The sequence below is a fragment of the Paraburkholderia sp. MM6662-R1 genome (assembly GCF_050436245.1).
GTDB lineage: Bacteria > Pseudomonadota > Gammaproteobacteria > Burkholderiales > Burkholderiaceae > Paraburkholderia > Paraburkholderia tuberum.
Genome location: NZ_JBNDLV010000004.1, coordinates 2093591 through 2110434, shown reverse-complemented (window position 1 = coordinate 2110434; position 16844 = coordinate 2093591). Strand labels below are relative to the sequence as shown.

Here is a 16844-nt window from a genome sequence, read left to right as displayed (position 1 = left end):
CGCACGCCTCGTGCGCGCCGCGTCGTTTGCATCAAGCGCTCACTGCGCGAGATAGCGCTCCACCAACCGCGCCCAGAACGCCGCGCCGATCGGCAGACTGCTGTCGTTGAAGTCGTAGTGCGGGTTGTGCACCATGCAACCTTCCTCGCCGACGCCATTGCCAATGCGCAGGAACGTGCCCGGCCGCTTCTGCAGCATGAATGCGAAGTCCTCGCTACCCATCAGGATGTCGGTCTGCTCGACCACCTTGTCGTCGCCCACCAGTTCGCGCGCGACCTGCACCGCGAAATCCGTTTCGGCATCCGTATTGATGACGACCGGATAGCCTTCGATGTACTCGACGTGCGCTTTGCCGCCATAGCTCGCGGCCTGCGACTCGGCCAACTCAGTGATGCGCTTCTTCAGCAACGCGCGCACCTCGGGGCTGAACGAGCGCACGCTGAGCTCGAGCCGCGCGCTGCCGGAAATCACGTTGTTCGCGGTGCCCGCGTGCATCGAGCCGACCGTCACCACGGCGGGCTGCGACGGATCGACGTTGCGCGCGACGATCGTTTGTAGCGCCATCACGATGCTCGCGGCGACCACGACCGGATCGACGGTCAGATGCGGACGCGCCGCATGGCCGCCGACGCCTTCGATCGTGATGATCGCCTTGTCGCCCGCCGACATGAACGGTCCCTTGCGGAACAGCAACACGCCCGGCTCGGCTCCCGGATGGTTGTGCAGGCCGAACACGGCGTCGCACGGGAAGCGCTCGAACAGGCCGTCGTCGATCATCTTCAGCGCACCGCTGTCGATGCCGCTTTCCTCGGCCGGCTGGAAATACAAATGCACGGTGCCCGAGAAATTGCGCGTGGCCGCGAGACGTTGCGCGGCGCCGAGCAGGATCGTGGTGTGACCGTCGTGGCCGCACGCGTGCATCTTGCCGTGGGTGCCGCTCGCGTACGGCAGGCCGGTCTGTTCGATGATCGGCAACGCGTCCATGTCCGCGCGAATGCCGATGCTGCGCTTGCCGTCACCCTCTTTCAGCGTGCCGACCACGCCGGTCTTGCCGACCCCGCGCGTGACCTGCCAGCCCCACTGTTCGAGTTTTTCCGCGACGAGCGCCGCGGTCTGCACCTCCTCGTACGCGAGTTCCGGATGGTGGTGAATCTGATGGCGAATCTCGCGCAGGCTCGCGGCGGCGGGTTCCAGATCGGACACTTCGGTCAAACGCGGGGTCTCGTTCATAGCTTGTATGGCTCCAGTGAGTAGCCTCGCACTATAGCCACGCTGTTTTGTTCGAATAAGATGCTATTTTTTTCACCCTGATTAACAGGCCTTATATACGGGGTTACCCTTATGAAGCTGCAGCAGTTGCAGGCCTTCGTCGCCGCCGCGCATCACCGCAGTCTGCGCGCCGCCGCGCGTGAGCTTGGCGTCACGCAGCCGGCCGTCACGCATACGATTCGCGAGCTGGAAAGCGCGCTCAACGCCGCCCTGATGGTGCGCAGCGTGCGCGGCATCGAGCTGACCGCGTGCGGGCTCGCGCTGTTGCCGCGCGCCGAGCAGTTGCTCGGCGACATGCGCCGCACGGTCGAGGCCGTCGAGCAGGTCAAGGGCGAACTGGCCGGCAAGGTCAGCGTCGGCACGATGCCATCGCTCGCGCTGACGGTACTGCCGCATGCGGTGTCGAGCTTTCGCGAGCGGATGCCGCTCGTGAGTCTGCATCTGGAGGAAGTGACGGTGCCCGACGCGCTCGCGCGTCTGCGCAACGGCGCGCTCGATCTCGCGGCGATCCATCACGTTCTGGCATTGGATAACGATCTGGTGCAGGTGCCGCTGTACTCGACGCAGTTCGTCGTCACGATGCGCGCCGGCCATCCGCTCGCGAACGTCACGCGTCTATCCGAGCTGCTCGACGCCGAGTGGATCGTCACGGTCGGCGCCGATCACTTCCCGCACAGCGTGATGATGGCGATGTTCAGCGCGCACGGCTTGCCGGTACCGAAGCGCTTGCTGCGCGCGCCGTCGTCGTTTGCAGTCACGCTCGGGCTCGTGTCGCAGACCGACGTGATCAGTTGCTTCACGCGGCCGCTTGCGCAGAGGGTCGCGCCGCTCGGCATTCGCGTCGCACAGATCGAAGACGCGCTGCCGAACTACGATCTGAGCATCATCTCGCGACGCGATCTGCTGCCGACGCCGGCCGTGCAGCAGTTCGTCGCATGTTTGCGGCAGGTGACGCGGGAGCGGATGGGAGCCGTGCAGTAAGGCCGCGTGCTTGCGCTACGCGCTCACCTGCTCCTTGAGCACCGTGATCAATGCGTGCCCCGCTTCTTCGAGCGCGCCGGAGTTGTCGATCGTCGTGCAGCGCACGCCGGCCGGCAACGCAAACGGCGCGCGCCGCGCGAGCCGCGCCGCGACTTGCTCCGACGATTCGCGCGCCCGCGCGCCGAGCCGTGCTTCGAGAATATGCGGCGCGGCGCTCACGTGCACCACTTCCGCGCGTGGATAGCGCGCGAGCGCATGCTGCAGGTACTGCCGCGAGCCGTTGACGACCACCGTGCAGCCGCGCGCGAGCCACGCATCGAGTTCGATGCCGATGCCATAGCGCAGCGAATGGCTCGACCATTCGAGCGCGAACAGGCCAAGCACCGAGCGCGCGGCGAACTCCTCGACGCTTAGTGCAACATGCACCTCGCCATTGCCGCTCGGCCGCGTGATGTAACGATGCGCGAATACGAGCGGCTCGCCGGCGAGCCGCATGCGCGCGAACTGCAGCAGCGAATCCTTGCCCGCGCCCGACGGCCCCATCACATAGATCAAACGCCCAGTCATTGGCTGCTCACCTCGTCTTGCTGCTTGTTCGTGCGATCGCCAGGTTGCGCGCCGTGGCTGAACGGCAGCGGCTGCCAAAGCACGAACGGCTCGCCCGGCGCCGGCTCGACGAACAGCGCGGCCTGATCGACAGCGAGCGGCCCGAGCGCGGGCGTGCGCTCCCGCCACCATGCGATCAACGTCGCGCGCTCGTCGGCATCGGCGAGCGAACTGGACAACGTCATGTGAAAACGGAACTCGTCGAACACGTACGGATAGCCCCATCGCAACAGCAACGCACGTTGGCGTTCGCTGAGCGGCGCGGCGAGCCGTCGCTCGAGATCGGCCGCCGACGGCCGCGCGCACAGCCTGTCGAGCGACTGCAGCGCGTTCGACGCGAGTTCGCCAATGCGCGTCTCGCCATCTGCATCGGCCGGTCGCAACGCGACGAAGTCGCCCAGCGTGGCCGCCTCTACCGGCAACGTGAACGGCCGCTGCGCGAGCGCCCAGGCTCGCGCGGCCGCGAGCACGTCGGGCTGCGTGACGCCGGCGCCGAGCCGGAACGGGGCGACCAGCGTGCCATGCCAGCCATAGCGGCGCGGCGCGTCGGTCAACGCGGCGAGCGGGCGCGTCAGGCCTGGCGGCTGCGGCTGCGCGCGGCGCTCGCCGCTGTGCGCATCGCGGCCGAGCCATGTCGAGCCGGCCTGCCACCACGCCGATTCAACCGACGGCGCGTAGTACAGCGCAAAGCGCGCTTCGGCACTCCATACGGGGCCGCTCACAGGTCATGCTCCACGAGCAGTTGCACGCGATCGGCCGCGAAATGCGTGAAGCCGTATTTGACCGGCGTGCCCTGCAGATCGACGTCGACGTTCTCGACCCACAGCACCGGCTGCTGACGGTTGATGTTGAGCCGCCGCGCGACTTCCGGCTCGGGCAGCACGCTGCCGATGCGGCTCCACTTGCGCAGATAATCGTCCACGCCGAATTCGGCCAGCGCTTTCGTCGTGCCGCCGAGGCGTTGCACGACCTCAGGCAAATCCGGAAAACGCGCGGCCGGATACCAGCTGCGCGCGTACGTGAGCGGCACGCCGTCCGACTCGTTCAGCGATTCGATGCGATAGACCGCCGCGCCCGCGCGCAGACCCAACGCCTTCGCGACACTGGGCTCGGCCTTGACGCGCGCGGCCGACAGCATCGTGCCCGCGGGCGAGTGGTGTTGTTGACGCAGGTTTTCGGTGAAACGCGTACGGCGGCCGATCGAATAGTCGATCGCGCCGGGCTGCACGAACGTGCCACGCCCCTGCTCGACGCTGACGAGGCCGAGCGCGGCGAGGCCGAGCATCGCGCGGCGCACCGTGTGACGGTTGACGTCGAAGCGCTTCGCCAGCTCACCCTCGCTCGGCAGCCGCCCTTCTTCGCCGAACCCGCTTGCCGTGATCTCTGCGGCGAGAATCTGTTCGATCTGTCTCCAGACGGCCACGCCCGCGCCGCGTTCGAGCGTCGTGGCCGGCGCCGCGCTGTCGTTCGATGTCATGGTGCTGTCATTCCCTTCGGTTCAAATGATCGCCATGACGTGCATTGTAGTGCGCCGGCCGTGATGAAAATATGAACGTCCGCCGCGCACAACAGTCCAGACAACTATGCTTATAAACGTCTAGACGTTTAGATGAATAGATGCTTCAATGCCCACTCGCTGGATCGACAGGAAATCCGATGAGCCCGAGTTCCGTTCCGCCCCGTCCATCTTCTTCGCCGCTGCCGGCCGTGTCTTCGGCGGCGCGGCGCGCCTGGATGGCCGTGCTGGCGCGCACGCCGCGCGCCGACCTCGAAGCCGCGCTGCAGCGCGCGCTGCAAGGCCGCCCCACCCCCGCCTACGACTGGCTGCGCCCCCCTGAAATCGGCCTCGCGATGGTGCGCGGGCGCATCGGCGGCAGCGGCGATCCGTTCAATCTCGGCGAAGCCACGGTTACGCGCGCCACGCTGCGTCTGCATGCGAGCGGCGACGCCGAAGCCACCGTCGGCGTGGCCTGCCATCTGGGACGCGACCGCCGTCGCGCCGAACTTGCCGCGCTCGCCGATGCCTTGCTGCAGATGCCCGAGCATCACGACAGCCTGCATCGTCAATTGATCGAGCCGTTCGCCGCGCAACAGCAGGCCCGGGGCGCGCAACAGCAACAGGACGTCGCGGCGACGCGCGTCGAATTCTTCACGATGGTGCGAGGCGACTGATGGAACGTTCACCGATTGCGTTGTCCACGCTGACGCCGGGTTTCGCGGACCCGGTCCACGATACCCAGGCCGTGTTTCGCACGCTGCTCGACGCGTTGTCGCGGCCCGGCACGATCGGCGTGATCCGCGACGTGCTGCCCGAGTTGCGCAACACGCCGGTCGAACCCGCCGCGTTTGCCGCACTGCTGACGCTCTGCGACTACGCGACGCCGGTGTGGCTCGCGCAGCCTGATCCCGCGCTCGCGTCGGCGTTGCGTTTTCATACCGGCGCGCCGCTCGTCGATGCGCCCGGCAACGCCGCGTTCGCGTATGTGCACGATGCCGACGCGTTGCCACCGCTCGAAAGCTTCGCGCCCGGCAGCGCCGAGTCACCGGAACAATCGGCCACGTTGCTGATCCGCGTCGACGCGCTGACGGGCGGCGCAGCGGTCACGCTGAGCGGCCCCGGCATTCTGGATGCCGAAACGATTTCGCCGGTCGGTCTTCCCGCGCGGTTCTGGCAAGAACGCGCAATGCTCGCGCCGCTGTTTCCGTGCGGCATCGACTGTTATCTGGTTTGCGGCCCGCGCGTGATCGGCCTGCCGCGCACAACCGAAGCGAAGGTGAACTGATGTACGTTGCCGTCAAAGGTGGAGAACGCGCGATCGAAGCGTCGTGGCGCCTGCTCGACAAAGCGCGCCGCGGCGATACGCGAATCGCCGAACTGAGCGTCGCGCAGATTCGCGAGCAGTTGCGGCTCGCGGTCGCACGCGTGATGACCGAAGGCTCGGTCTACGACGAGGAGCTTGCGGCGCTCGCAATCAAGCAGGCGGCCGGCGATCTGGTCGAGGCGATTTTCCTGCTGCGCGCGTATCGCACCACGTTGCCGCGCTTCGGCTATACGCGCGCCATCGATACCGAAACGATGCAGGTCGAGCGACGCATCTCGGCGACCTTCAAGGACCTGCCCGGCGGCCAGTTGCTCGGCGCGACCTATGACTACACGCAGCGTCTGCTCGATTTCGCGTTGCTCGCCGATGGTGATGACGCGCGGCAGGACGTGACGCGCGGCAACGCGCCGGTTCCGCAAGAACCGCCAGCGCCAGAATCGATGCCGCGCGTCGTGTCGCTGCTCGACAAGGAAGGCCTGATCGAACAGGAGCGCCCGACTCCCGACGGCGCGGAACCCGGCGACCTGTCGCGTGAACCGCTCGCCTTTCCGGCGAGCCGCGCGACGCGTCTGCAAAATCTCGCGCGTGGCGACGAAGGCTTTCTGCTCGCGATGGGCTATGCGACGCAACGCGGCTACGCGCACTCGCATCCGTTCGCGGGCGAGATCCGCTTCGGCACGATCGCGGTCGAGATGGACCTCGACGAACTCGGCGAAGCGGTCGACATCGGCGATATCGACATCACCGAATGCCAGATGATCAACCAGTTCGCGGGCAGCGGCACGGTGCCGCCGACCTTCACGCAGGGCTACGGCCTCGCGTTCGGCCACTCGGAGCGCAAGGCGATGGCGATGGCGCTCGTCGATCGCGCGTTGCGTGCCGAAGAACTCGGCGAGACGCTCGCGTCACCGACGCAGGACATCGAGTTCATGCTGTCGCATAGCGACAACGTCGAGGCGTCGGGCTTCGTGCAGCACCTGAAGCTGCCGCATTACGTCGACTTCCAGGCGGAGCTGGAACTGGTGCGGCGTTTGCGCGCGCAGCATCGCAGCAACGATGAAACAAGCCGCGCCACCGACAAGGAGCAAGCAGCATGAACGCGCCCGACACCGCTGTTGCCAACACCTCATACGACAGCGCCGCGCACGGCTACAACTTCGCGTATCTCGACGAGCAGACCAAGCGCATGCTGCGCCGCGCGCTGCTGAAGGCAGTCGCCGTGCCGGGCTACCAGGTGCCGTTCGCGTCGCGCGAAATGCCGCTGCCGTACGGCTGGGGCACCGGCGGCATCCAGGTGACGGCCGCGATCATCGGCAGGACGGACACGCTGAAGGTCATCGATCAGGGCTCCGACGAAACCACCAACGCCGTCAACATCCGCCGCTTCTTCGCGCGCACCACGGGGGTGGCGACCACGCGGCACACGAGCGAAGCGACGATCATCCAGACGCGGCACCGGATTCCCGAAACGCCGCTGACCGAGCGGCAGATCCTCGTCTATCAGGTGCCGATGCCCGAGCCGCTGTACCGGCTCGAGCCGCGCGTCGCCGAATGCAAGACGCTGCATGCGCTCGCCGATTACGGGCTGATCAGCGTGAAACTGTACGAGGACATCGTGCATCACGGCAGCATCGCGACCACGTACGACTACCCGGTGATCGTCAATCATCGCTATCTGAGCTCGCCGTCGCCGATCCCGAAGTTCGACAATCCGAAGATGCATATGAACGCCGCACTGCAACTGTTCGGCGCGGGCCGCGAGCGCCGCATTCACGCGATTCCGCCTTATACGCCGGTGCGCAGCCTCGACTTCGACGATCATCCGTTCGAAGTGCAGAAGTGGCAGCACGCGTGTGCGCTGTGCGGATCGAAGGAAAGCTTTCTCGACGAGATGATCGTCGACGATGCGGGCACGCGCATGTTCGTGTGCTCGGACAGCGACTACTGTCACGGGCGGCGCGGCGACGCCGACGGCGCTATCGAAGCGCAAGCGCCGCTGCCCCACGCCACGCGCGAAGGAGAATCCGCATGACGCCGCTTCTGAGCGCACGCGCGCTCACCAAACAATATGGCGGCCGCAACGGTTGCCGCAACGTGAGTTTCGATCTGTATCCGGGCGAAGTGCTGTGCATCGTCGGTGAATCGGGTTCGGGCAAGACCACGCTGCTCAACACGCTGGCGCTGAAGACCGAGGCCGATAGCGGCTCGCTGCACTACACCGCGGCGCATGGCGACTCGCTCGATCTGCGCGCGCTGTCCGAGCCGCGCCGCCGTCTGCTGACGCGCACCGAGTGGGGCTTCGTGCAGCAGAATCCGCGCGACGGCCTGCGCAGCGGCGTATCGGCCGGCGCCAATATCGGCGAGCCGTTGATGGCGGTCGGCGCGCGCCACTACGGCGAAATTCGCCGCACAGCCACGCAATGGATGGAGCGCGTCGAGCTCGACCCCACTCGCATCGACGAATTCCCCGCCGCGTTTTCGGGCGGTATGCAGCAACGTCTGCAGATCGCGCGCAATCTCGTCACCGGTCCGCGTCTGGTGTTCATGGACGAACCGACCGCCGGTCTCGACGTGTCCGTGCAGGCGCGTCTGCTCGATTTGCTGCGCACGCTGAACTCGACGCTGCATCTGTCGGTGCTGATCGTCACGCACGATATCGGCGTCGCGCGTCTGCTCGCGCATCGGCTGATGGTGATGCAGGCGGGCGAAGTCGTCGAGGCGGGTCTGACTGATCAGGTGCTCGACGATCCGCAGCACCCGTATACACAAACGCTGGTTTCCTCGGTTCTGCCGGTTTGAGGCTCACGATGCAATCCACTGAGGTAGTCAATGAAGCAGGCAGCGATGCCCGCCACGGCGAGCGCGCTTTCGCCGACAACGCGGCGCTGATGCTGCGCGCCATCGGCATCGGCAAGACTTTCACGCTGCACGGCCAGGGCGGTGTGCGGATCGACGCGCTCGCGAACGTGTCGCTCGAGGTCGAGCGCGGTGAATGCGTGGTGCTGGTCGGGCCGTCGGGTGCGGGCAAGAGCACGCTGCTGCGCTGTCTGTACGGCAACTATCTGGCGAGCAGCGGCTCGATTGCGATTCGCGACACCAGCGATCACGGTCGCCCCATTGCAATCACCCGTGCCGAACCGCGTGACATACTGCGGCTGCGCCGTCGCGTGGTCGGCTATGTGAGCCAGTTTTTGCGCGTGATCCCGCGCGTGCCGACGCTTGCGCTCGTCGCCGAGCCGCTGGTCTTGGACGGCGTCGCCGAACCTGAAGCCAGCGCGCGCGCCGCTGAATTGCTGGCGCGGCTCAACGTGCCCGAGCGTTTGTGGTCCCTCGCGCCCGCGACGTTTTCGGGCGGCGAGCAGCAACGCGTGAACATCGCGCGAGGTTTGATCGCCGAACATCCGCTGTTGCTGCTCGACGAACCGACCGCTTCGCTCGATGCGGAAAACCGCGACGTTGTGGCTGATCTGATCGTCGAGGCGCGCGAGCGCGGCGCGGCGATCGTTGGTATCTTTCACGACGAAGAGACCCGCAACAAGGTCGCGACGCGCCGCCTGGAACTGCGGCCGCCGCTGCGGCACTAAATTGATACCAGTCCCGACTGACTACGGAGCAAGTCGATGTTGATCAGCAACGCTCGCATTGTGACGCGAGACGAAGAATTCATTGGCACCGTGCGCGTGGAAGACGGCGTGATTCGCGACGTCGAACGCGGCGCGGGTTTGGCGCGCGACGCCGAAGACTGGGACGGCGATTATCTGCTGCCCGGTCTGATCGAACTGCATACGGACAACCTCGAGAAGCACCTCGTGCCGCGTCCCGGCGTCGAATGGAATACCGACGCGGCCTTCGTGATTCACGACGCGCAGGTCGCCGCAGCAGGCATCACGACGGTATTCGACGCGCTCGCCATCGGCTCGCGCTCGAGCGTTGGGCTGCGTAACCGCGATGTGCAAACGCAATGCGCCGATTCGCTGCTGCGGCTGTCCACGCGTCGACTACTGCGCGCCGAGCACTTTCTGCATCTGCGCTGCGAGATCGCGACCGCCGACGTGCTCGAGGTATTCGATTCGCTGTGCGCGCATCCGCTGCTGCGGCTCGCGTCGGTGATGGACCATACGCCGGGCCAGCGCCAATGGCACGACCGGGAGCAATGGCGCCGCTTCCAGGAGCGCAACGGCAAGATGAGCGACGAGCGTGTCGCGAGCACGCTCGCCGAACTCGCGGTCGAACAGGAGCGTTACGCGGACGAGCACCGCCGCGAGATCGTCGCGCGTTGCCGGCGGCTCGGCATTCCGGTTGCGAGCCACGACGACACGCTGATCGAGCACGTCGAACAGGCGAAGGCCGAGGGCATCGTGCTCGCCGAATTCCCGACCACGCGGATCGCCGCGCAAGCCGCGCGCGAGCATGGCATTGCGACGATCATGGGCGCGCCGAACATCGTGCGCGGTGGCTCGCATTCGGGCAACGTGTCGGCGCTCGAACTCGCGCGCGCGGACCTGCTCGACATCCTGTCGTCGGATTACGTGCCGTCGAGCTTGCTGACCGCGGTGTTCGATCTCGTCGAAAAAGCGGGCTGGTCGCTGCCGCGCGCGATGGCAACGGTCTCTGCCGAGCCGGCGCGCACCGCCGGTCTCACGGACCGCGGCGCGATCGAGCCCGGCCTGCGCGCGGATTTCGTGCGCGTGACGATGCTCGACAAGCTGCCGGTGCCGCGCGCGACTTATCGCGCAGGGGTGCGGATCGTTTGAGTGGGCTGGTTGAGCGCGCCTGCGTCTCAGGTCGACAACGGCATACGCTCCGGCTCGTCGGCCTCGAACCACGCGGGATTGCGCTCGCCGATGAGGCCGAGCGACACGAGGATTTCGCGCAGATGGTGGCGCATCGCGTCTTCTGCGGCGCTCGGGTCGTGCGCGCGCAGTCCCGCCAGAATTTTCGCGTGCTGACGAATCAGCAGATCGAGCGGCGACACCTCGAAAACCCTCAGCGGCGCGGGTAAAACCGCGTCACGCGGTGGGCTCCGCCTCGCGCCCCTCGGTCGCATCGCGCGCGGCGTGCGCCTGGGCGAGCTGGGACTGGGCAGCCCTCGCCTGCCCAGCCTGTTCGTCGAGCCGCATGGCGAGCAGATCCTGATAGCGCAGATACGCGCAACGGCCCCCCGATTTCGCCGCATACATCGCGGCATCGGCGTTCAGCAGCAGTTCCTCGGCATTGCCGCTGTCGTGCGGGAACTCGCTGATGCCGATGCTCGCGCCGACCGTCATGCTATTGCCGTCGACGGTCAGCGTTTCGTTCAGCGCGTCCATGATGCGCTCGGCGATTTCTGGCGTGACCTCGGCCGCGCGCTGCCCTTCGATCAGCACGATGAATTCGTCGCCGCCGAGCCGCGCGACCACGTCCCCGGCATACAGCACGTCCTTCAGACGGCGTGCGACCGCTACCAGCACCTTGTCGCCGACCGAGTGACCGAACTGATCGTTGATCTGCTTGAAGCGGTCGAGGTCGACGAACAGCACGGCGAGGCCTTCGCGGCGGAAGCTTGCCTCCTCGATCGCGTTCTCGAGCTTCTGCATGAACAGCATGCGGTTCGGCAAGCCGGTCAGCACGTCGTGCGAGGCCAGATGCACGAGCTCGCTCTGCTTGCTGTGCAGCGTATCCATCTGCGCGCGGATTTCGCAACGCAAACGCTCGAAGCAGCGCGCGAGCACGCCGATTTCGTCGGTGCGTTTGAGCGGCAAGGTGTGCATCGCGTGGTCGGCGAACAGGTGCGTCGCCGCATACGCGAGCAGATGCAGCGGTTTGGTCAGCGCTCGCGCGAACAGGATCGCCAGCAGTACCGACAATGCGCTGAACACCAGCACCATGCGAATGATCCGCGTGCCGAGCTGATTGGCGCCGGTCAGCACGTCCTCTAGCGGCTTCGCGAGACCGAGCACGATGAAGCGGTTGCCCTCGGAACCGCCGAACGGCCGCCGCACGAACGCGAGCACACGGCCGGCCGCCTCGCCGGGTCTGGCGAGACCGTTGATGAGCACCTCGCTTTGGCGTTGCTCGAACAGCTGCTTCGTGGCCGGGAAGCTGTCCTGCATCAGCACGCGACGGCCGCGGTCGAAACCGAAGGTTTTCGACGCGTCGGGATGGATCAGGAAGTCGCCCCACTCGTTCGCCAGATAGACCTGATAGTCGCTCGGCAGATCGCTCTGCAAACGCCGCAGCATGCCGGCCAGATCGACATCGATTACGACGACGCCGACCACCGTGCCGCGCGCATCCGCGATCGGCGTGCCGAGACGCAGCGTCGGCTTGCCTTGCGCCGCATGCGTGCCGGATTCGTGATTGACCGAAATCGGCGACGTGTAGATGCGGCCCGGCGAAAACGCGAGCGTTTCGAATACGTAGGGAAACTGAGCTTTTTCCTGCAAATCGTCACCCTCTACGCGCACGAGGCCATCGCTGTCGCGATCGAAACGGATCAGTTCGAGACCGTGATGCTGCCGCGTGATCAGCCGCACCTGCAGATACTCCGGGTGGTGCAGCATGAAGCTCGAATACACCTGCGCGAGCCGCTCGCGGCCGAGGTTCGGGCCGATACCGTCGTCGGTCTGCGCGACGCTCACCGACGACGGCATCGTCGCGAGCACGAGCGCGTCCGCCGCGACGTCGTCGATCGATACCGCGATGCGCTGGCCGAGCAGCTCCGTCGACGTCTGCAGGCTGTGCTCCGCTTCGTTGACCAGCATCGTGCGATTCGCGCGATACGCGTAATAGCCGGTCGCGCCCGACGCCAGCACGCCGATGCACGCGAGCAGCACGGATAGCTTGAAGGTCAGGCCGCGATGCAGCATCAGAAGCGCTCCGAACGGTCGCCCGACACGATGCGCGTCCACAGTTGCTCGCGGCGCTCGATATCTTCCACCGGACTGATCCAGACGATGTGCGCGTTGGCGCTGCCTTCGGCCGGCTCGGTCAGCGTGTTCGCGAGCCCCTGGCGCTGTGTCAGCAACGCGCTCACGCTCGGCTCGAGCATGTAGTTGATCCATGCGAGCGCAAGCGGCTGGTCGCTCGCCGCGCGCGTCATCGACCAGCAATCGAGCCACGCGAGCGCGCCTTCGTCCGGAATCACGTAGCCGACGTCGGCGCCCGCGCGCCGCAGCAACTGCACCTGCTGCGTGCCGTAGTTGCCGAACATCAACGCGACCTTGTGCTGGATGAAGAATGCGGTCGCCTCTTCGGGCAGCGTGTAGTAGGTCAGCAGGTTGCGGCGCAGATCGACGAGCTTGTGCGCGATCGTGCGCATCTGCGCGGGGTCGAGTTGAAACGGATGCGGATAGCCGAGCGCAAGCGCGGTGAACGAGAAGTTGTGCTGCGCGCTATTGAAGTCGAGCACCTTGCCACGATAGCGCGGGTTCCACAGTTCGAGCATCGAATGCGGCGCAACCGGAATCTGCTTGCGATCGTAGATGAGTCCCATCGACGAATACGTGAACGGAATCGCGTATACCTTGCCCGCCGAGGTCAGGCCGTCGATCGAGCCGAGCGCCTGGAAACGCGGCAACTGCTTCTTCGTATTCGGCAGACTCGCGAGATCGAGCGGCGCGAGCAGATTCGCCTGCGTATAGCGGCGGATTTCGGCGGTGTTGGCGGCGAGTACGTCGAACGGCGGCGCGCCCTTGCTGTGCATCTGCGCCCACAGCGCCTCATCGGAATCGACGAGCGTGACCTCGACCTTCGCGCCGTAGCGCGCTTCGAACGCCTTCACGACGTCCGGGTCCGCATAGCCGGGCCATGCGAGAACGTGCAGCACTTTCTCGGCGGCCGCTGCGGGCGTCGCCGCGCCGAAACCCGCGCACAGCAACGCGCCTATCAGAACGCGCGACACGCGGGCCAAAACCCCGGAAAAAACGTCGCACGCAAATCCGGATGAGCCAATCGATGAAAATCCCGATGTAACGCTCGACAAAAAACCGTCAAAAAACCGGCGCTGCAATAATGCCGCGCGAGCCCGCACGCCGGTGCTCGCGATTCGTCGCTTGAAAGTCTGTTTACAACGGCCTGTTTGATCCGCCGTGAACAAGATCGTGTGCATGCATAACACCGTTGAGCAGAAAGGCCATGTGAGCGAGCGCAAACGCGCGGAATTTGAATCTTGACGGCCGTCCGACGACCTGCGCCCGAGCGATCCCCGCCTGCGCGGGCGGCCGGCGTCCAACGCAGGGAGCATCGATGATAGCGCCAAAGCCTTTGTTTTTGCACCGGTTCGAAACGGCCGGCCAAAAATATCGGTGTTGGTAATAACGTGCAAGGCAATAGCCTCGAGGCCGTTCTTAATTAACGGCAAATTCAGCCGCGAGCTTTAACGATCCGTCCACGATTCAAACTCGCGTTTCAAACCGGTTTTCGGCGAACTCGCGAGAAAACCGGCGTAAATCCCAGTCGATTACGCTCGCCGGCCCTTCGTATTACCGCTCGTGCATTGCATCCGCGTTACGCAAACCCTACCAACGGTGTACGATCCGGTCACACCGGCTGGGGCGCAAGCGTTGCTCTAGAGGGCCTCCTCCCGCGCCATCCGGTGTTTTACTAGCTTCCCAATATTTTTGAACTGATAAGCTTGGCGCGCGTTGCAGGCCACCCCGGCTTGCATCCTGACCAGAAGCCCGTTTGCGAGACGCGCCGGGCGTCCCAAGGCGGCACAACCGCCGAGGGCGTAATTGAACTACACCGAGGAGTAAAAACAGTGAAAAAACTGCTAGCGGCTTTGACGGTTGCTCTGCTTGCCACCGTCTCGATTGGCGCACACGCTAAAGATTGGTCGACGATCCGTTTTGGTGTTGATGCCAGCTATCCCCCGTTCGAGTCGAAAGGCGCGGACGGCAAGCTCGTTGGCTTCGATATCGACCTCGGCAACGAAATCTGCAAGCGCGTCGGTGCGAAGTGCGTGTGGGTGGAAAACGACTTCGACGGCATGATCCCGGCACTGAAGGCGAAGAAGTTCGACGGCGTGCTGTCGTCGATGTCGATGACGCCGCAACGCGCCGAACAGATCGCTTTCTCGTCGAAGCTGTTCAATACGCCGACGCGCCTCGTCGCGAAGCAGGGCTCGGGCATCCTGCCGACCGCTGAATCGCTGAAGGGCAAGACGGTGGGCGTCGAACAGGGCACCATCCAGGAAACCTACGCGAAGACCTACTGGGAACCGGCGGGCGCGAAAGTCGTGGCGTATCAGAACCAGGACCAGGTCTACGCCGACCTGATCTCGGGCCGTCTGGACGCAGCGCTGCAAGACGCGGTGCAGGCTGACCAGGGCTTCCTGAAGACGCCGCGCGGCAAGGGCTTCGCGTTCGTCGGCAAGGACCTCGACGATCCGAAGATCCTCGGCAATGGCGCCGGCATCGGCATGCGCAAGGAAGACACCGATCTGAAGGTGAAGGTCGACAAGGCGATCGCCGACATGATCAAGGACGGCACCTACAAGAAGATCGAGAAGAAGTACTTCGACTTCGACGTGTACGGCAGCTAAATCGCCCACGCGCGCCGCACGGCGCGCCGGCAGCTTGTCCGAAACGGGCTCCGCGACGCGGAGCCCGTTTTGTTTTGCGGCTCCACATCTAGCCGCATCAAGCCACATCGTGTGGCATATCGGCTAAGATCGTGCGAGACGCGGCTCCCCTGAGACAGGTTGCCGCAGTCCGCGCATGCGGACCACGCGCGCTGCCGGCGCGCATCTTTCCCCTTGCAATCAACCACCTAGCGCGGCTGCTCCGAACGGGCCGCGAAGCCAAAACCATGCAAACCCAGACCCATCCGCTGATTGCCCCGTCGCTTGGCACCGCCCGTGAACTGACGAGTTTCCACTACGGTCCCGGCGGCGGCCAGAAAATCTATATCCAGTCGTCGCTGCATGCGGACGAACTGCCCGGGATGCTGGTGTCGTGGTCGCTGCGCCGCAAGCTGGCCGCGCTCGAAGCCGCGGGCAAGCTGCGTGGCGAAGTCGTGGTCGTGCCGGTGCCGAATCCGATCGGCCTTAATCAGCATCTGCTCGGCCAGATGCTCGGCCGCTTCGAAACCGGCAGCGCGCAGAACTTCAACCGCAACTTCTACGACCTCGGGGAACTCGTGCAGCCGTTCATCGAATCGCGTCTGACCAGCGACATCGACGCGAACCGCGCCGCCATCCGCACGGCGATGCGCGAAGCGCTCGACGCGCAGCAGCCGACCACCGAACTCGGCTCGCAACGCCTCGCGCTGCAAAAGCTCTCGTACGACGCCGACGTCGTGCTCGATCTGCATTGCGACTGGGAAGCCGCGATGCACCTGTACACCAATCCGGACCTGTGGCCCGAAGTCGAGCCGCTCGCGCGCTACCTGGACGCGAAGGCGTCGCTGCTCGCGCTGAACTCGGTCGGCAATCCGTTCGACGAAATCCACAGCTTCTGCTGGTCGGATCTGCGCGGCCGTTTCGGCGAGCGCTTCCCGATCCCGAACGGCGGCATCTCGGTCACGATCGAGTTGCGCGGCCAGCGCGATGTGTCGTACGAACTCGCGGAAAAAGACGCGCAGGCGATCATCGAGTATCTGACCTTGCGCGGCGTGGTCGACGGCGAGCCGGCGCCGATGCCGCCGCTCGAATTCGCGGCGACGCCGCTCGCGGGCGCCGAGCCGCTCGTCGCGCCGATCAGCGGCGTGCTCGTCTATCGCTGCGAGGTCGGCACGTGGGTGGACGTGGGCCAGCAAATCGCGGACATCGTCGATCCGTTGACGGACCGCGTCGTCACGATCAAAAACACCGTGGCCGGCGTGCTGTACGCGCGGCATCTGGTGCGTTTCGCGACGGCCGGCCTCGAATTCGCGCGCATCGCCGGCCAGACGCCGTTCCGCAGCGGCTCGTTGCTGAGCAACTGACCCCAGAGCCGCTGCGACCGTCGCTGCTGTCGCGGCCGGCCATGTAACTGAATTTTCACGCACCAGCTGAAATAACCGATCGCCCGCCGCCAGGCGGGCGATTCGCTGCCACGCGTCCAGCCTCGCTCCAGGGTCGACCGACCCGCCCCGCCACCGATACACCTGCCTCCGGTGCACACGCAAAGTGTCGCGCCGACACGACACCGTGAAAATAATTTTTCAGTGTCACAGACCTTACTCAGCGTTCCCTTAAATTGCCGG

Annotated in this window: 16 protein-coding genes and 1 pseudogene; 10 read left to right on the top strand and 7 right to left on the bottom strand. The window is 65.5% G+C overall.

Annotation, left to right across the window (positions count from 1 at the left end):
* Positions 1-39: 39 nt before the first annotated feature.
* A complete protein-coding gene (locus tag OKW39_RS39590; RefSeq protein ID WP_429334168.1) occupies positions 40-1230 on the bottom strand; it encodes a M20 aminoacylase family protein in 1191 nt (396 codons plus the stop codon).
* 111 nt (positions 1231-1341) lie between these two features.
* Here OKW39_RS39590 and OKW39_RS39585 point away from each other — a divergent pair, with 111 nt between their 5' ends.
* Positions 1342-2250 (top strand): LysR family transcriptional regulator, encoded by a 909-nt coding sequence (locus tag OKW39_RS39585; protein ID WP_090809528.1) that lies wholly within the window; start codon positions 1342-1344, stop codon positions 2248-2250.
* A 15-nt stretch (positions 2251-2265) separates the two neighbouring features.
* Here OKW39_RS39585 and phnN read toward each other — a convergent pair whose 3' ends face one another.
* The 3 genes from phnN to phnF are packed head-to-tail and all read right to left on the bottom strand — an operon-like array spanning position 2266 to position 4333.
* On the bottom strand, positions 2266-2817 hold the full coding sequence (gene phnN / locus OKW39_RS39580; protein WP_090809526.1) for a phosphonate metabolism protein/1,5-bisphosphokinase (PRPP-forming) PhnN: 552 nt from the start codon (positions 2815-2817) through the stop codon (positions 2266-2268).
* The gene (locus tag OKW39_RS39575; protein WP_429565128.1) at positions 2814-3578 is read right to left on the bottom strand and encodes a DUF1045 domain-containing protein; all 765 of its coding nucleotides are present in this window, start codon (positions 3576-3578) and stop codon (positions 2814-2816) included. The genes phnN and OKW39_RS39575 overlap by 4 nt, the downstream gene beginning before the upstream one ends.
* The gene (gene phnF / locus OKW39_RS39570; protein ID WP_090809521.1) at positions 3575-4333 is read right to left on the bottom strand and encodes a phosphonate metabolism transcriptional regulator PhnF; all 759 of its coding nucleotides are present in this window, start codon (positions 4331-4333) and stop codon (positions 3575-3577) included. The genes OKW39_RS39575 and phnF overlap by 4 nt, the downstream gene beginning before the upstream one ends.
* 179 nt (positions 4334-4512) lie before the next feature.
* On the opposite strand from phnF, the gene phnG reads away from it, so the two are divergent.
* From phnG to OKW39_RS39535, 7 genes are read left to right on the top strand one after another with little or no spacing between them, the layout of a single operon-like run.
* A complete protein-coding gene (gene phnG, locus OKW39_RS39565) occupies positions 4513-5028 on the top strand; it encodes a phosphonate C-P lyase system protein PhnG (RefSeq protein WP_187613756.1) in 516 nt (171 codons plus the stop codon).
* On the top strand, positions 5028-5639 hold the full coding sequence (gene phnH, locus OKW39_RS39560) for a phosphonate C-P lyase system protein PhnH (RefSeq protein ID WP_429565127.1): 612 nt from the start codon (positions 5028-5030) through the stop codon (positions 5637-5639). Before phnG ends, phnH begins: the two co-directional genes overlap by 1 nt.
* Positions 5639-6775, top strand: a complete 1137-nt coding sequence (locus OKW39_RS39555; RefSeq protein WP_429334172.1) for a carbon-phosphorus lyase complex subunit PhnI — start codon at positions 5639-5641, stop codon at positions 6773-6775. The genes phnH and OKW39_RS39555 overlap by 1 nt, the downstream gene beginning before the upstream one ends.
* Positions 6772-7710, top strand: a complete 939-nt coding sequence (locus tag OKW39_RS39550; RefSeq protein WP_429565126.1) for an alpha-D-ribose 1-methylphosphonate 5-phosphate C-P-lyase PhnJ — start codon at positions 6772-6774, stop codon at positions 7708-7710. The genes OKW39_RS39555 and OKW39_RS39550 overlap by 4 nt, the downstream gene beginning before the upstream one ends.
* Positions 7707-8477: a phosphonate C-P lyase system protein PhnK gene (phnK, locus tag OKW39_RS39545; RefSeq protein ID WP_429565125.1), complete on the top strand. Its 771-nt coding sequence runs from the start codon at positions 7707-7709 to the stop codon at positions 8475-8477. The genes OKW39_RS39550 and phnK overlap by 4 nt, the downstream gene beginning before the upstream one ends.
* Before the next feature lie 8 nt (positions 8478-8485).
* Positions 8486-9262, top strand: coding sequence for a phosphonate C-P lyase system protein PhnL (gene phnL, locus OKW39_RS39540; protein ID WP_429565124.1), 777 nt, complete (start codon positions 8486-8488; stop codon positions 9260-9262).
* 36 nt (positions 9263-9298) lie between these two features.
* Positions 9299-10432, top strand: a complete 1134-nt coding sequence (locus tag OKW39_RS39535; RefSeq protein WP_429403484.1) for an alpha-D-ribose 1-methylphosphonate 5-triphosphate diphosphatase — start codon at positions 9299-9301, stop codon at positions 10430-10432.
* Positions 10433-10458: 26 nt separating this feature from the next.
* On the opposite strand, the pseudogene OKW39_RS39530 reads toward OKW39_RS39535, so the two are convergent.
* From OKW39_RS39530 to OKW39_RS39520, 3 genes and pseudogenes are all read right to left on the bottom strand, one after another.
* Positions 10459-10656: pseudogene (locus tag OKW39_RS39530) on the bottom strand (FCD domain-containing protein); the annotation flags it as partial.
* Positions 10657-10687: 31 nt separating this feature from the next.
* Positions 10688-12526, bottom strand: a complete 1839-nt coding sequence (locus OKW39_RS39525; protein ID WP_090810479.1) for a diguanylate cyclase domain-containing protein — start codon at positions 12524-12526, stop codon at positions 10688-10690.
* The gene (locus OKW39_RS39520) at positions 12526-13767 is read right to left on the bottom strand and encodes an extracellular solute-binding protein (protein ID WP_429565123.1); all 1242 of its coding nucleotides are present in this window, start codon (positions 13765-13767) and stop codon (positions 12526-12528) included. The genes OKW39_RS39525 and OKW39_RS39520 overlap by 1 nt, the downstream gene beginning before the upstream one ends.
* A 651-nt stretch (positions 13768-14418) precedes the next feature.
* Between OKW39_RS39520 and OKW39_RS39515 the strand changes: the two genes are divergently transcribed.
* Together OKW39_RS39515 and OKW39_RS39510 are read left to right on the top strand one after the other, a co-directional pair.
* Positions 14419-15201, top strand: a complete 783-nt coding sequence (locus tag OKW39_RS39515; protein WP_184039263.1) for an ABC transporter substrate-binding protein — start codon at positions 14419-14421, stop codon at positions 15199-15201.
* Between the two features lie 266 nt (positions 15202-15467).
* A complete protein-coding gene (locus tag OKW39_RS39510) occupies positions 15468-16583 on the top strand; it encodes a succinylglutamate desuccinylase/aspartoacylase family protein (protein ID WP_429565122.1) in 1116 nt (371 codons plus the stop codon).
* Positions 16584-16844: the final 261 nt, after the last annotated feature.

Bases quoted from the DNA above. Each gene is read 5' to 3' on its own strand.
- OKW39_RS39590 (WP_429334168.1), bottom strand. From the start codon at position 1,230: ATGAACGAGACCCCGCGTTTGACCGAAGTGTCCGATCTGGAACCCGCC.
- OKW39_RS39585 (WP_090809528.1), top strand. From the start codon at position 1,342: ATGAAGCTGCAGCAGTTGCAGGCCTTCGTCGCCGCCGCGCATCACCGC.
- phnN (WP_090809526.1), bottom strand. From the start codon at position 2,817: ATGACTGGGCGTTTGATCTATGTGATGGGGCCGTCGGGCGCGGGCAAG.
- phnF (WP_090809521.1), bottom strand. From the start codon at position 4,333: ATGACATCGAACGACAGCGCGGCGCCGGCCACGACGCTCGAACGCGGC.
- phnG (WP_187613756.1), top strand. From the start codon at position 4,513: ATGAGCCCGAGTTCCGTTCCGCCCCGTCCATCTTCTTCGCCGCTGCCG.
- phnH (WP_429565127.1), top strand. From the start codon at position 5,028: ATGGAACGTTCACCGATTGCGTTGTCCACGCTGACGCCGGGTTTCGCG.
- OKW39_RS39555 (WP_429334172.1), top strand. From the start codon at position 5,639: ATGTACGTTGCCGTCAAAGGTGGAGAACGCGCGATCGAAGCGTCGTGG.
- OKW39_RS39550 (WP_429565126.1), top strand. From the start codon at position 6,772: ATGAACGCGCCCGACACCGCTGTTGCCAACACCTCATACGACAGCGCC.
- phnK (WP_429565125.1), top strand. From the start codon at position 7,707: ATGACGCCGCTTCTGAGCGCACGCGCGCTCACCAAACAATATGGCGGC.
- phnL (WP_429565124.1), top strand. From the start codon at position 8,486: ATGCAATCCACTGAGGTAGTCAATGAAGCAGGCAGCGATGCCCGCCAC.
- OKW39_RS39535 (WP_429403484.1), top strand. From the start codon at position 9,299: ATGTTGATCAGCAACGCTCGCATTGTGACGCGAGACGAAGAATTCATT.
- OKW39_RS39525 (WP_090810479.1), bottom strand. From the start codon at position 12,526: ATGCTGCATCGCGGCCTGACCTTCAAGCTATCCGTGCTGCTCGCGTGC.
- OKW39_RS39520 (WP_429565123.1), bottom strand. From the start codon at position 13,767: ATGCACACGATCTTGTTCACGGCGGATCAAACAGGCCGTTGTAAACAG.
- OKW39_RS39510 (WP_429565122.1), top strand. From the start codon at position 15,468: ATGCAAACCCAGACCCATCCGCTGATTGCCCCGTCGCTTGGCACCGCC.